Source organism: Kribbella qitaiheensis (assembly GCF_014217565.1).
In the GTDB taxonomy this organism is placed as follows: Bacteria; Actinomycetota; Actinomycetes; order Propionibacteriales; family Kribbellaceae; genus Kribbella; species Kribbella qitaiheensis_A.
This window is the reverse complement of the sequence record NZ_CP043661.1, coordinates 3,188,181-3,201,301: the sequence shown is the minus strand read 5'-3', so window position 1 is coordinate 3,201,301 and position 13,121 is coordinate 3,188,181. Positions and strand designations below refer to the sequence as shown.

Genomic DNA, 13,121 nt, shown 5'->3' with positions numbered 1-13,121 from the left:
GTGCGCGCGGCCGACGCACCGCCTGCTGTTGTCAGCGGCGACGTAGGAGTCGCGCCTATGGGGTGGGTGGCAGTGTCGACGGAGGACGTGCGTGGGTTAGCTGGTCGTTGCCGACGAGGGTGGTCGGATGACGTCCTCGTTGCGCGCCTGGCGCCGGTTGCGTGTGGCTCTCGGCGGACCCGCCTGCTGTTGTCAGCGGCTGGGGTCGATGGGAGCGCCGACGGAGGAGGTGGGTGGGATGGCTGGTTGTTGTTGCCGGCGAGGGTGGGTTAGCGGCTGGTGAGGATTTGGGGGCCGGAGTCGGTGATGGCGACGGTGTGTTCGGCGTGGGCACCTCGGGTTTTGTCGGCGGAGCGGAGGGTCCAGCCGTCTTCGTCGATGACGTAGACCGAGCCGGGGCCGTGCCAGAACCAGGGTTCGATGGCAATCACGTGTCCGGGGCGGAGCTTCAGGCCGCGGCCCGGTTGGCCGCCGTTCGGGACGTGCGGTTCTTCGTGCATGCTCCGGCCGATGCCGTGGCCGCCGAAGTCCAGGTTGGTGCCGACGCCCGCTTTGTGGCCGACCTCGCCGATCGCGGCGCCGATGTCGCCCATGCGGGCACCCGGAACCGCCGCGGCGATCCCCGCTGCGAGCGCCTGCTCGGTGGCGGCGATCAGCTCCAGATCGTCGGCGTTCGGTGTACCGACGACGAAACTGGTGGCCGAGTCGGCGCACCAACCGTCGATCGAGGCTCCGCAGTCGACGTTCAGCAGGTCGCCGTCGGCCAGGCGTAGCTCGCTCGGCAGGCCGTGCAGGACGGCGTCGTTGACCGACGTGCAGATCACGCCGCGGAACGGGTTGGTCGCGAACCCCGGCTGATACCCGTCGAACAGCGACACGGCCCCGGCGGATCGCAGTACGTCGCGAGCCACCTCGTCCAGTTCGCGCAGCGAGACACCGACAGCGGCCTGCTTCTTCACCGCGGTCAGCGCCGCGCCGACCACCTTGCCGGCGGTGCGCATCTGCTCGATCTCTGCCGCCGTCTTCAGTTCGACCATCAGCTTCTTCCTCAACTTCACGTGATAGTTATACCGGTACTATTATCACGCTCCTGGTGCGACCACCCCTTTCCAGTGGGGACCACGAACGCGGGCCACCACGCGCACGTCGTACAGCCGATGCAGGAGATCAACGGCAAGTGGGTCGCCTACGGGCTGGGCAATCTCGCGGCCGCGCATCGGGAACCGGGTAGCCGGAAGTCGGAGGGTCTTCTCGTTCGCTTCACCTTCGCGCCGGTCGGCGATGGTCACTGGAAGGTGCAGCAGGCCGGGTACGCGCCGCTGCTGGTGACGGACACGGTTCCGGACTTTGCTGGATCTGCTGGACGACCTGGTTCCCGACGGTGTCGTTCCCGAACCCGGAGGAGCCGGGCGCGGTCCGCGTTCTCGACGTACGGCGTGAGCTCGCGAAGCCGGGTCTGCCAACAAAGAAGAAGGCACGACTGGAACTCGCCGAGCAGCGCACCCGCCAAGCTGTGCAGTCCCTCGACGCAGCCCCGTCGACACTCTGAGTCAACCTAGGAGACGGCTCTCCGAGTCGGCGCCCGGGCGGCATCGGCGACGGCGACGGATGCGGAGGCGGAGGCGGAAAGCCTTTGAGATAGGAGAGTCTTGGGTTTTAGAGTCGGGGTATGTCTATCAACTGCTTCGTGATGGTTCGTCGTGCCCGGCTACGGGCAGGCGCGGGGTGCCTGGGGATGGCATCCGCTCGATAGTCGTTGGGCTCAGCGGGTCGTGGACGCCGCCGGGGTCACTCCCGGGGAACTCGTCCTCGACGTCGGAGCCGGCCTCGGCGCGTTGACCGCGCCGCTGGTCCGGGCCGGAGCCCAGGTGGTCGCCGTGGAGCTCCACCCTGGTCGTGCCGACCGGTTGCGCCGGCGGTTCGCGGACGCACCGGTGACGGTGGTTCGTGCTGATGCTGCCGATCTCCGGTTGCCCAGCAGACCGTTCCGGGTGGTCTCCAGCCCGCCGTACGGTGTCTCCACCTCGTTGCTGAAGAGGTTGCTCGCGCCTGGCTCACGCCTGGTCTCGGCCGATCTCGTCCTGCAACGAGCCGTGGTGAACCGGTGGACCAATGGTGCCGCACCGGGTGCGGCCCGCTGGTCGCGGTACTTCGACCTGTCGATCGGGATTCGCCTTCCTCGCAAGGCTTTCACCCCACCGCCACACGTCGATTCAGCTGTCCTGCTCATCCGCCGTCCTGTCCGCAGAACGGCCCGAAAATGACAACGGCCCCGCCTTCCTGAGCCAGGAAGGCGGGGCCAACTCGTGCGGTCAGCCGTGCCAGGAGCGCCACAATGCGGCGTAGGAACCGTCCTGGGCGACCAGTTCGTCGTGGCTGCCCAGCTCGGTGATCCGGCCGTCCTCGACCACGGCGACCCGGTCGGCGTCATGGGCTGTGTAGAGCCGGTGGGCGATCGCGATCACGGTGCGCCCCTCCAGCACCGCGCCCAACGAGCGCTCCATGTGCCGCGCGGCGCGCGGGTCGATCAACGAGGTCGCCTCGTCGAGCACCAACGTATGCGGGTCGGCCAGCACCAATCGAGCCAACGCCAACTGCTGTGCCTGGGCCGGTGTCAACGCGTGCTGCCCGGATCCGACTCGCGTGTCGAGCCCGTCCGGCAACGCCAACGTCCAGTCCCGCGCGTCCACTGCTTCCAACGCAGCCAGCAGTTCGGAGTCGGAAGCGTCCGTGCGCGCCATCGAGAGGTTGTCCCGCAGCGTGCCGACGAAGACGTGGTGCTCCTGGGTGACCAGCGCGACCTGCTTGCGCAGATCGTCCAACGGCAGCTCGGTCATCCCGACCCCACCGACGCTCACCGAGCCGGTTCGTGGCGGATGGATCCCCGCGACCAGCCGGCCGAGTGTCGACTTGCCCGCGCCGGACGGCCCGACCATGGCGATCCGCTCGCCCGGCTGGACAGTCAGCTCCACGCCGTGCAAGACGTCGCGCCCGTCGACGTACGAGAACCTGACGTCGCGTGCCTCGACCAGCTCGCCGTCCGGCGTACGGCCCGACGGGGTCCGGTCGTCCGGTACGTCGGTGATGCCGAGCAGCCGGGCGAGTGCGGCGCCACCGCTCTGGAGCTCGTCCATCCAGGAGATCAGCCGGTCCACCGGATCGATCAGCTGGTTGACGTAGAGCACGCCGGCCGTGACCGCGCCCAGCGAGACGTGCCCACCGAGGTGCAGCCAGCCGCCGAACAACAGCGTTCCCACCACCGGAACCACGTAGCCGATCTCGACCACCGGGAACCAGACGGTCCGGAGGAACAACGTGTACCGCTCGGCGTTGTACGAACCGCGGATGTCGTCATCGGAACGCTGTACGCGCTGGTCGTACCGCTGCAGTGCCTCAACAGTGCGAGCACCCTCGACGGTCTCGGCGAGCGAGCTCGTCAACTGTGCGTACGCCGCGTTCTCGCGCAGATACCCGTCCTTGGCGCGGCGCAAGTACCACTTGGTGCTCAACGCGAGCACGGGGACGAGCGCGAGCACGGGGACCAGCACCCAGACGCCGACGAGCATCGCGGCCGCCACCGTGAACAGCACGGTCACGAACGCCACGATCGTCTCCGGGACGGCGAACCGCACTGTCCTCGACAACGCGTCCACATCCCGCGACGTGCGGGTCAGCAGGTCGCCGGTGCCGGCTCGCTCGACCGTGCCGATCGGCAGCGCCAATGCGTTGTCGACGAAGTCCTCGCGCAGCTCGGCCAGCACCTGCTCGCCCAGCGCGAAGGAGCGATACCGGGCCCAGCGGGTGAGCAATGACTGCACCACCACGAAGACGGCGATCACCAGGATCACCTGGTTGACCTTGCCTGCGGTGGTGCCGTTCCGGACGTCCTCGACCAGCCCGCCGATCAACCGTGGCGCGGCCAGGCCGGACACCGCCGCCAGGCCGTGCAGACTCAACGCGATCAGCAGTGGGCGCGGGTGCCGCCGAGCGAGGACCCGGGCATACCGGCGTACGTCGGCAGAACTCGCGACGGGCAGAATCTGTCTCACGCCGGCACCTCCTCGTCCTCGGTCTCTCTGGTCACTGTCCCGCGGTACTGCGATTGCTCCTCGAGCAGCTGCCGGTGCTTGCCAACGGCAACCACTCTCCCGGCGGCGACGAAGATCACCTCGTCGACCCGGTCCAGCAGCAGTGGGCTGGAAGTCAGTACTACGGTGCTTCGGCCGGCCCGGTGCTCCGCCAGCCGCTCCGCGATCCGCATCTCGGTGTGCGCGTCCACCGCGGAGGTGGGCTCCACCAGCACCAGCACCGACGGGTCGGCCAGTAGCGCGCGGACCAGGACCAACCGCTGCCGCTGCCCGCCGGAGAAGGAGCGGCCCTTCTCCTCGACATCGGAGTCGAGCCCTTCCGGCAACGCGACCAGCACGTCCTCGGCGGACGCCGTCCGGATCGCGGCCATCAGCTCATCGTCCGTACGCCGGTGGGCCGGGTCGAGCTCGTCGCGCAAGGTGCCGGTGAACAGCTGGGTGCCGACGTCGCTCACCAGGATCCGCCTGCGCACGTCCGCCCGGGTCGCGCTGGCGAGCGTGACCCCGCCGTACCGGGCCTCGCTGGTGTCGTCGTACCGGCCGAGTCGGTCGGCCAGCACCGCCAAGCTGTCCGCCTCGGCGGACACGATCGCGGTCAGCAGGCCGTCCCGGGCACGGATGCCGGACACCGGGTCGACCAGGTCTCCGCGCTCCGGCAGCCGGACCGGGTCGGCCGGATCCACCACTTCCTGAGTCAGCTCCAGCACCCTGTTCACCCGGCCGGCCGCGACCAGGCCACGCATCAGCGCGTTGGCGAACTCGGTCGCCGTCCGCAGCGGCAGCACCAGGAACATCGCATAGCCGTAGAAGGCGACCAGCGTGCCCGCGCTCAGCTCGCCCCGCAGCGCGAAGTGGGCTCCCAGGCCGACGACGCAGACCACGAAGATGCCGGGCAGCAGGACCTGGGCGGCATCCAGGACGGACTGGATCCGGGCTACCTGGACACCGGCCCGCCGGACCACCTGCGACTCGGCGCGGTAGCGCCGGGAGAAGGAGTCCTCGCCGCCGATGCCGCGCAGTACGCGCAGGCCGGAGACGATGTCGGAGCCGAGCGAGTTCAGCTCGCCGACCGCCTGGCGTTGGGCGAACTGCTGCTTGTGCAGCGGCCGCAGCATCGGGCCGAGCGCGAACAGCATCACCGGCACGCCGATCAGCACGACCAGGCCGAGCACGGTCGAGGACTGCAGCAGGATGAAGGCGACGACGGCGAAGGAGACGATCGATCCGGCGAACCGGGCACAGACCTCCATCAGGTTTCCGACATAGGAGAGGTCACCCGCGCCGATGCTGACCACCTCACCGGTGGCCAGGTTCTTCGGCAGCGTCGCGCCGAGGTCGGCCGACTTCCGGGTCACCACCTGGACCGTCCGGTACGCCGCGGAGAGCCAGTTCGACACGGCGTACCGGTGCCGCATGATGCCGGCCAGCGCCTGCAGGATCCCGACGGCCGCCAGCGCGGCGGTCCACTGCAACAGCCGGTCGCCGTTGCGATCCGCGATGCCCTGGTCGATCGCCTTGCCCAGGATCGCGGGGATGAAGGCCTGCGACGCCATCCAGAGGATCCCGAACGCCATCCCGCCCGCGAGCGTGGCTTTCTGACCGCGCGCCACCCACCAGAGGTAGCGGGCAGGCGAACGGTGATCGGGAGTGCCGGGATCGGCGACAGGTAGCTGTTTCATAGCTCTCTCAGGCTAGGCGGCGCCACCGACAGAAGCATGTGATTAAAAACCCCCCGCCTCCGACCCCGCGGCGATCAGAAGGTGTGGCGGAGCTTCATCTTGCGTTGGGCAACGAGTTCCCGGGCCGCCACCTGGACCGCCTGTGCTGAATCCATGCTGGTGATCGCGCATCGTGGAGCGAGTGGCTACCGTCCGGAACACACGCCGTCGGCGTACCGCCTCGCGGCGGCGCTGGGGGCCGACTACCTGGAGCCCGACCTGGTCGCCACGCTCGACGGCGTCCTGGTGGCCCGGCACGAGAACGAGATCTCCGGTACGACGGACATCGCCGACCACGCGGTGTTCGCGGACCGGCGGATCACCAAGATCATCGACGGGGCCGCCGTCACCGGCTGGTTCGTCGAGGACTTCACCTACGAGGAACTGCGCACGCTCCGGGCCAGGGAACGGATGCCCGCGCTCCGGGCCGCCAACACGGCGTACGACGGCCGGGAGACGATCCCGACCTTCGACGACGTCGTCGCGCTGGCCCGGCAGGAGTCGCAGCGACTCGGCCGTCCGATCGGGGTGATCCCCGAGATCAAGCATCCGGCGTACTTCCGGCACCTGGGGTTGCCGCTGGAGGAGTTGCTCGCGGAGCGGCTGGCCGTGCTGGGGCTGCGCAAGGGCGAGGCGATGGTCCAGTCGTTCGAGCCGACGAGTCTCCGCCGCCTGTCGGTGATGACTGGTGTGCCGCTGGTGCAACTGGTCGACTCCGAGAACGCGCCGAACGACTTCCTGCGGACGGGCGACGGCAGGACGTTCCTGGACCTGATCGAACCGGCCGGCCTGCGCGAGATCTCGACGTACGCGCAAGTACTGGCGCCGCACAAGGACCTGGTGATCCCACGGACCTCCAGCGGGGCACTGGGCGAACCGACCAGCCTGGTGGACCAGGCGCATCGCGCCGGGCTCTCCGTGCAGGTCTGGACCTTCCGTGCCGAGCGTCGCTTCACCCCGGCCCGGCCTGGACATGGCCGGTGAATTGGCCCGCTTCGCCGCGGCCGGCATCGACGGTGCCTTCGCCGACCACCCCGACATAGCAGTAGCCGCGGCCGCGCGGACCAGCCTCAAGGTCTAGCTACCGCGGGAACGACAGCTGGAGCTCCCTCAGAGCCGCGTCCGCCGGCCCAGCCAGCTTACGATCGATCGCGTGATTCTCCTCAGGACCCAGTACTACGCGTGCACTCGTGGCGGGCCTGGTGCGGATCAGCCTGGTCCGCAGGTACGTCGGCGGGTGGGTCGAGTCGGTTCTGGTGTCCCGGATCCGGCTGGCCCGGACCCGCCGCTCGATCTCGCGGGCCGGGAACTCACCGAGCTCGCGGCGGACCGCCGCAACCGGCTCCTCGTCGGGAGCGAAGCGGAGCCTTCGCTCGAGCGCCAAGTACGAGGTACTGAACAGCAGCGTCCGCTCGAGCATGGACGCGGCCGCTTCGGAGCCGGCCATCTCGCCTGCTTTGCGGTCGGCCAGATACTCGGCCCGCTGGCTGCTGCGCAGCGCAGCCTTGGCCAGCAACCAGCCGTAGCTGCGTGCCAGCGCGCCGACAGTGGCATTGAGGATCCTGGTCACGATGCCGACGGTCGGGTCGGTCTCCAGATAGACGCCGGCCTCGCGGCGGAAGTCGTCCAGCGGCTGGGTGCTGAAGGTCTCCTGGATCTCGGCCAGGATCGTCTCCGCGGCGTCGACCACGAAACCGTGCCGGGCGTCGCCGTGCTTGCCGTGGCCGAGTTCGTGCGCCAGCACCGCGACCCGCTCCTGTGGACCTAAGGCGATCCATGCCGGCACGCCGATGCCGACCACGGGCCGGAACCGCCAGCCGATCCTGGCGAACCAGATGTTCGGCTCGGCGTCCACGACGACCAGGTGTACCGGCTGGGTGCCGATGGCCTCGGCGAGGCGATCCAGTACGGCGTACAGGCTTGGGGCGTCGGCGCGGTGCAGTGGCTGTGCATCGTCGCTCAGCCCATGCATGCGTGGGCGGAACAGGATTGCCAGGCAGAAGGCGACTACGGCGAAGGCGATGCTGAGCCAGAGCGGTCTGTAGAAGAGCAGTAGGGCGATGCCGCCGAGGAACGCGGTCAGTGGCACCAGGAGTAGCAGTGCGGACAGTAGGTACGCCGTGAGCCGGGCGGCGTCCCAGCTTGCGCGGTGGACTGTGCCGGACTCCAGTTCGCGGTAGAGCGTGTCGGCGAGGCGGTGCTCGAGCTTGAGGCGCCAGGCCGCGTACGGGCGGTCAGTAGGCGTCGGATCGACGTTCCAGTCGCACTTGTCGCACCAGGTGACGCACCGCGGGTCTACGGGGACTTGCTGGGAGCACTGTGGGCAGTGCGTTGCCCCGGTTTCCGTCTGCACCGGGGCAGTGTGTCAGTAGTTCGGTGGAGCGGCAGCACGGTGACGACCTGTCGGGGCCTACCGAGGAGAGTCGTCACCGTGCTGCTGGCGTTGGCGGTGGAGCTTGAGTAGTAGTGCCCGCCGGCGCCGGGCCAGGATGGCCCGGGCTGCCGGGGTCACGCGGCCGGCGGCTTGTCGTCGTAGATGCGGGCGGCGATGTCCGACTCCTGCTGGCCGTTCTGCTGAACGTTCTGTTGGACGTTCTGCCAGACCGCCTTGCCGTCGGACTCCGGCATCACGATCCAGGCGATCACGTAGCCGATCAGTGCGGTGCCGCCGGTGATGATGGTGAGTCCGACGATGCCCAGCCGGACCAGCGTCGCGTCGATGTTGAGGTACTCCGCGATGCCGCCGGAGACACCGGACAGCATCCGCTGGTTACGCGAGCGACGGAGGACCTTGCCGGACAGGTTCGAGAACGGTGCAGTTGAGTTCGTCATGTCCCCAACTGTGCCGCCGCGGACCCCTCCGCCACATCAGGATCGGACCCGACCGACCCCTGAGCCGACCCCTGCCCACACCGACCCCTCGCCCCTGACGACTTTCGTCGGTTCAGGGCTGGACGGGCGGCCTCGATCCGGGCCCGTTCGGCCGGTGATCGCCTCGTCGAAACTGGCCCCCGGACGGTGTCCGAGGCCGCGCCGGTGACGGCTACCCCGGTTGCCCCCAGTGCGGGCGTCTTTGTGCACCGGCTGAGTACCCCGGCCCCGGGAACATGCCTACTGGATGCACAGGGGCCGGCAACCGACGCAGGCGTTCCGTACCTTTGTGCACGGCCTGAGCAGGCGATCGGCCCGGAACACTCAGCCGATGCACAAAGGCGTCCGTACTGCAGGCAACAGGGGCTTCCCGGACGCCTACAGCCCTCGGAGCCGGCCGGCCGGCCCAATCACGCTCCGCGCGACTTGACCAACCCCATACCGCCCCTGCCCCCGACGGCGAACGAACTCTCACCCGATTCCGGCGGGCAGAGTACTACCGCCAACGCAGCCGAAGCCGCCACCACCGCGTCGCAGGACAAACACCCGAAACCAACTTATCCAGCAAGCTTCAGACGCAGGACACTAGTTCTGCAGCGGGAACGGGGGCCGGAAGAGGGGGTGTGGAGGGAGGGCTGGCTTGCACTCGCTTGGGGCGAGTGCTAATACTTGGTTAGCACTCACCGGGTGAGAGTGATAATTGCTCGCGCCCGGTAGGTGTGACCATAGACGGCCTCGATGAGGTGCCGGAGAGGTGGCGGGACGTGACCGCCGCACCGAAAGCACCGTCCGTCGCGGGCATCCGGCCGGCTGAACCAAAAACTCGACGCGGGAGGACTCGCGGAGAATGCCCAAGCTGATTGCTTTCAATGAAGAGGCGCGCCGTGGCCTCGAGCGAGGTATGAACACCCTCGCCGACGCCGTCAAGGTGACGCTTGGCCCGAAGGGCCGCAACGTCGTCTTGGAAAAGAAGTGGGGCGCCCCCACGATCACCAATGACGGTGTCTCCATCGCCAAGGAGATCGAGCTCGAGGACCCGTACGAGAAGATCGGGGCCGAGCTCGTCAAGGAAGTTGCCAAGAAGACGGATGACGTCGCTGGTGACGGCACCACCACGGCGACCGTGCTGGCCCAGGCGCTCGTGCGCGAGGGTCTGCGCAACGTCGCCGCCGGCGCCAACCCGATGGGCCTGAAGAAGGGCATCGAGAAGGCTGTCGAGGCCGTCAGCGAGCAGCTGCTGGCGCTGGCGAAGCCGGTCGAGACGCGCGAGCAGATCGCGGCCACCGCCTCGATCTCGGCCGCGGACACCCAGGTCGGCCAGATCATCGCCGAGGCGATGGACAAGGTCGGCAAGGAAGGTGTCATCACCGTCGAGGAGAGCAACACCTTCGGTCTGGAGCTCGAGCTCACCGAGGGCATGCGCTTCGACAAGGGTTACATCTCGCCGTACTTCGTGACGGACACCGAGCGGATGGAAGCGGTTCTCGACGACCCGTACATCCTCATCGTGAACAGCAAGATCTCCAGCATCAAGGACCTGGTCCCGGTGCTGGAGAAGGTGATGCAGACCGGCAAGCCGCTGGCCATCATCGCCGAGGACATCGAGGGCGAAGCCCTGGCGACCCTGGTCGTGAACAAGATCAAGGGCACCTTCAAGACCGTCGCCGTCAAGGCGCCGGGCTTCGGTGACCGCCGCAAGGCCATGCTCGTCGACATCGCCGTCCTCACCGGCGGCGAGGTGATCTCCGAGGAGGTCGGCCTCAAGCTCGACAGCGTGGACCTGGAGCTGCTCGGCCAGGCCCGCAAGATCGTCGTCACCAAGGACGAGACGACCATCGTCGAGGGCACCGGCGACGCCGACCAGATCTCCGGCCGGGTGAACCAGATCCGCGCCGAGATCGAGAAGTCGGACTCCGACTACGACCGCGAGAAGCTGCAGGAGCGACTGGCCAAGCTGGCCGGTGGCGTTGCGGTGATCAAGGTCGGCGCGGCCACCGAGGTCGAGCTGAAGGAGCGCAAGCACCGCATCGAGGACGCCGTTCGCAACGCGAAGGCCGCCGTCGAAGAGGGCATCGTCGCCGGTGGCGGCGTGGCGCTGCTGCAGGCGAGCGTGATCGCGTTCGAGAAGCTGGAGCTCGAGGGTGACGAGGCCACCGGTGCCGCCATCGTGCGGTCCGCGGTCGAGGCACCGTTGAAGCAGATCGCCGTGAACGCCGGCCTCGAGGGTGGCGTCGTGGTGGAGAAGGTTCGCAACCTCGAGCCGGGTCACGGTCTGAACGCCGCGACCGGTGAGTACGTGGACCTGATCAAGACCGGCATCATCGACCCGGCCAAGGTCACCCGTTCGGCGCTGCAGAACGCAGCCTCGATCGCGGCGCTGTTCCTCACCACCGAGGCAGTCATCGCCGACAAGCCCGAGAAGGCCGGTGCCGCCCAGGGCGGCGCCCCCGACATGGGCGGCATGGACTTCTGATCTCCTGAGGTCCAGCACCACAAAGCATCATGAAGGCGGTCCCAGCTCCGGCTGGGACCGCCTTTGCGTTGTCCCACGCGGTCAGCTGGTGACCTTGCGGAAGGACGCCGCGAGTGGCAGGGATCGGCCGGTTAATTCGGTGGACCATGACCTCGCCATGGCCGTACTGTCTGCGGCAGCGAGAACGACCGCGAGGAGAGGAGCGACCGATGAACCGACTGACCTGTGTTCCGGCGCGTCCGATCCGCTCGTCCAGCTCGCGCTGAGCCGATCCCGTGCCTCCTTCTGGAGGATTCGAAAGTGAAGATCCGTACTGCCGTCGAGACCGATCTCGACACCGTCCACACGCTGATCGCCGAGCAGTCGGTGAACACCGTGACCCGACCGCGCTTCGACGAGTACCTCGCGTCGGGCGCCTACCGCTACGACTGGACCTGGGTGGCCGAAAGCGACGGCGAGATCGTCGGCCTGGCCATCTGGTGGGGCATGGAGCAGTTCGGCCATCCGTTCAGCATCGACGGCCTGTACGCCGTACCTGGTGCCGACCGGGTCGCCGTCTGGACCGAGCTGATCCGCTCCGCGCTGGCCACCTTCCCCGCCGACGCTGAGCAGCCGGAGTACCACTTCTTCCTGCCCAACGCCTGGCGTGACCAGCCGGACGTCGTCGCCGAGCTGGAGCCGCGGCTCGAAGCGGCCGCGGCGGCGGGGCTGTCGGAGCTGACCGAGCGGCTGCGGTACGAATGGACGCCGGCCGACGGTCTGCCGGCGAGGTCGACCCGGTTGCGGTTCGAGCCGGCCGACGACGAGGCCTTCGTCGCCGTGTTCAGCCGGGTGATCGAGGGCAGCCTCGACGCCGCTACCGCAAGAGGTGTCGCCCGGCTCGGTGTCGAGGGCACGGCCAGGGAGGACCTGGCGATCTACCAGTCCATGCCGGGTGAGCGCTCCTGGTGGAGACTCGCGTACGACGGTGAGGGCAAGCTGGTCGGGTTCACGTTGCCCTCGGCCAACAACGGTGGGCCTGTCGTCGGCTATGTCGGGGTGGTGCCGGAGCAACGCGGGCACCGCTACAGCGATGACCTGCTGGCCGAGACGACGCATCTGCTCGTGGAGAGCGGAGCCGAGCGGATCAGGGCCGATACCGACCTGACCAACAAGCCGATGGCGGCGAGCTTCGAGCGGCAGGGTTACCGCAACCACGCCGTACGGATGGTCGCGTCCTACCCGATCGACTGACGGGAGTGGTCTGCTCCTGGTGGAAAGAGTTCTTCACCAGGGGCAGACGGCGGGCGGTATCACCCCTATGCTTCCCTGACATGTCAGACACCTCCGGTGATCACCGGAGTCAGGGGAGCCGCCGCGATGCGTGATATCGCGCTGATCCTGCACGTGGTGGCCGGAATCGTCGCGCTCGTGTTCGGTCCGTTGGCGATCGTTTTCACCTTGCGCCGCCGAAGCCTCAACTGGCTCGGCGAGACCTATCACTGGGCCGTCGCGCTGGTCTGCCTGTCGGCCCTGGTGATGGTGCCCTACGACTGGGCGAAGCTCTGGGTGTTCTGGCCGATCGCTGTCGCGTCCTACCTGTTCGTGTACTTCGGTCAGCGGGCGGCCGAGGAGGGAGGCGGCCTCTGGTATCGCGGCGTACTGCGCGGGTACGGCGGCGGCTGGATCGCCTTGTGGACGGCATTCCTGGTGGTCAACGTGCCGGGGAGTCCGTGGACCTGGGCCATCCCGATCGTGCTGGGGTCGGTGCTGATCGAGTGGCTCTGCTTCCGCCCGGCAGCGGCCTGGACGAACCAGTAGGCGACGGACTCCTCCAGGGTTACCGTCGGCCGTGGATTACTCGACGTTCGACGACTTCCTGGCCGTGCCGCGAGTCAACAGCCTGGCCCTCTCGGCCGATGGCGGCCGGCTGGTGAGGAACAGATCGAGCCATTCTCGAATGCCGGCCTGTGCGTGCGCGGTCCGCAGGCG

Annotated in this window: 11 protein-coding genes; 6 read left to right on the top strand and 5 right to left on the bottom strand. The window is 68.3% G+C overall.

Annotated elements, in window-relative coordinates; all coding sequences use genetic code 11:
• Window positions 1–269 precede the first annotated feature (269 nt).
• Window positions 270–1,037, bottom strand: coding sequence for a type I methionyl aminopeptidase (gene map / locus F1D05_RS14710; protein WP_185449168.1), 768 nt, complete (start codon window positions 1,035–1,037; stop codon window positions 270–272).
• 344 nt (window positions 1,038–1,381) lie between these two features.
• Here map and F1D05_RS40220 point away from each other — a divergent pair, with 344 nt between their 5' ends.
• Both F1D05_RS40220 and F1D05_RS14700 read left to right on the top strand, forming a co-directional pair.
• Window positions 1,382–1,549: a hypothetical protein gene (locus F1D05_RS40220; RefSeq protein WP_246486700.1), complete on the top strand. Its 168-nt coding sequence runs from the start codon at window positions 1,382–1,384 to the stop codon at window positions 1,547–1,549.
• A 151-nt stretch (window positions 1,550–1,700) separates the two neighbouring features.
• Complete coding sequence (locus F1D05_RS14700; protein WP_185448222.1) at window positions 1,701–2,264, top strand: rRNA adenine N(6)-methyltransferase family protein; 564 nt, start codon at window positions 1,701–1,703, stop codon at window positions 2,262–2,264.
• 48 nt (window positions 2,265–2,312) lie between these two features.
• Here F1D05_RS14700 and F1D05_RS14695 read toward each other — a convergent pair whose 3' ends face one another.
• Window positions 2,313–4,049, bottom strand: a complete 1,737-nt coding sequence (locus F1D05_RS14695) for an ABC transporter ATP-binding protein (RefSeq protein ID WP_185448221.1) — start codon at window positions 4,047–4,049, stop codon at window positions 2,313–2,315.
• Window positions 4,046–5,767, bottom strand: a complete 1,722-nt coding sequence (locus tag F1D05_RS14690; protein WP_185448220.1) for an ABC transporter ATP-binding protein — start codon at window positions 5,765–5,767, stop codon at window positions 4,046–4,048. Before F1D05_RS14690 ends, F1D05_RS14695 begins: the two co-directional genes overlap by 4 nt.
• A 153-nt stretch (window positions 5,768–5,920) precedes the next feature.
• Here F1D05_RS14690 and F1D05_RS14685 point away from each other — a divergent pair, with 153 nt between their 5' ends.
• Entirely contained in the window at window positions 5,921–6,790 is an 870-nt protein-coding gene (locus F1D05_RS14685; protein WP_246486699.1) for a glycerophosphodiester phosphodiesterase family protein, read from the top strand.
• 97 nt (window positions 6,791–6,887) lie between these two features.
• Here the strand turns inward: F1D05_RS14685 and F1D05_RS14680 are convergent, their stop codons facing one another.
• Window positions 6,888–8,159, bottom strand: coding sequence for a M48 family metalloprotease (locus F1D05_RS14680; protein WP_185448219.1), 1,272 nt, complete (start codon window positions 8,157–8,159; stop codon window positions 6,888–6,890).
• A gap of 155 nt (window positions 8,160–8,314) precedes the next feature.
• Entirely contained in the window at window positions 8,315–8,638 is a 324-nt protein-coding gene (locus F1D05_RS14675; RefSeq protein ID WP_185448218.1) for a PspC domain-containing protein, read from the bottom strand.
• Between the two features lie 886 nt (window positions 8,639–9,524).
• Between F1D05_RS14675 and groL the strand changes: the two genes are divergently transcribed.
• From groL to F1D05_RS14660, 3 genes are all read left to right on the top strand, one after another.
• Window positions 9,525–11,150 (top strand): chaperonin GroEL, encoded by a 1,626-nt coding sequence (groL, locus tag F1D05_RS14670; protein ID WP_185448217.1) that lies wholly within the window; start codon window positions 9,525–9,527, stop codon window positions 11,148–11,150.
• A gap of 300 nt (window positions 11,151–11,450) precedes the next feature.
• The gene (locus F1D05_RS14665) at window positions 11,451–12,383 is read left to right on the top strand and encodes a GNAT family N-acetyltransferase (protein WP_185448216.1); all 933 of its coding nucleotides are present in this window, start codon (window positions 11,451–11,453) and stop codon (window positions 12,381–12,383) included.
• A gap of 126 nt (window positions 12,384–12,509) precedes the next feature.
• The gene (locus F1D05_RS14660) at window positions 12,510–12,950 is read left to right on the top strand and encodes a hypothetical protein (RefSeq protein ID WP_185448215.1); all 441 of its coding nucleotides are present in this window, start codon (window positions 12,510–12,512) and stop codon (window positions 12,948–12,950) included.
• Window positions 12,951–13,121: the final 171 nt, after the last annotated feature.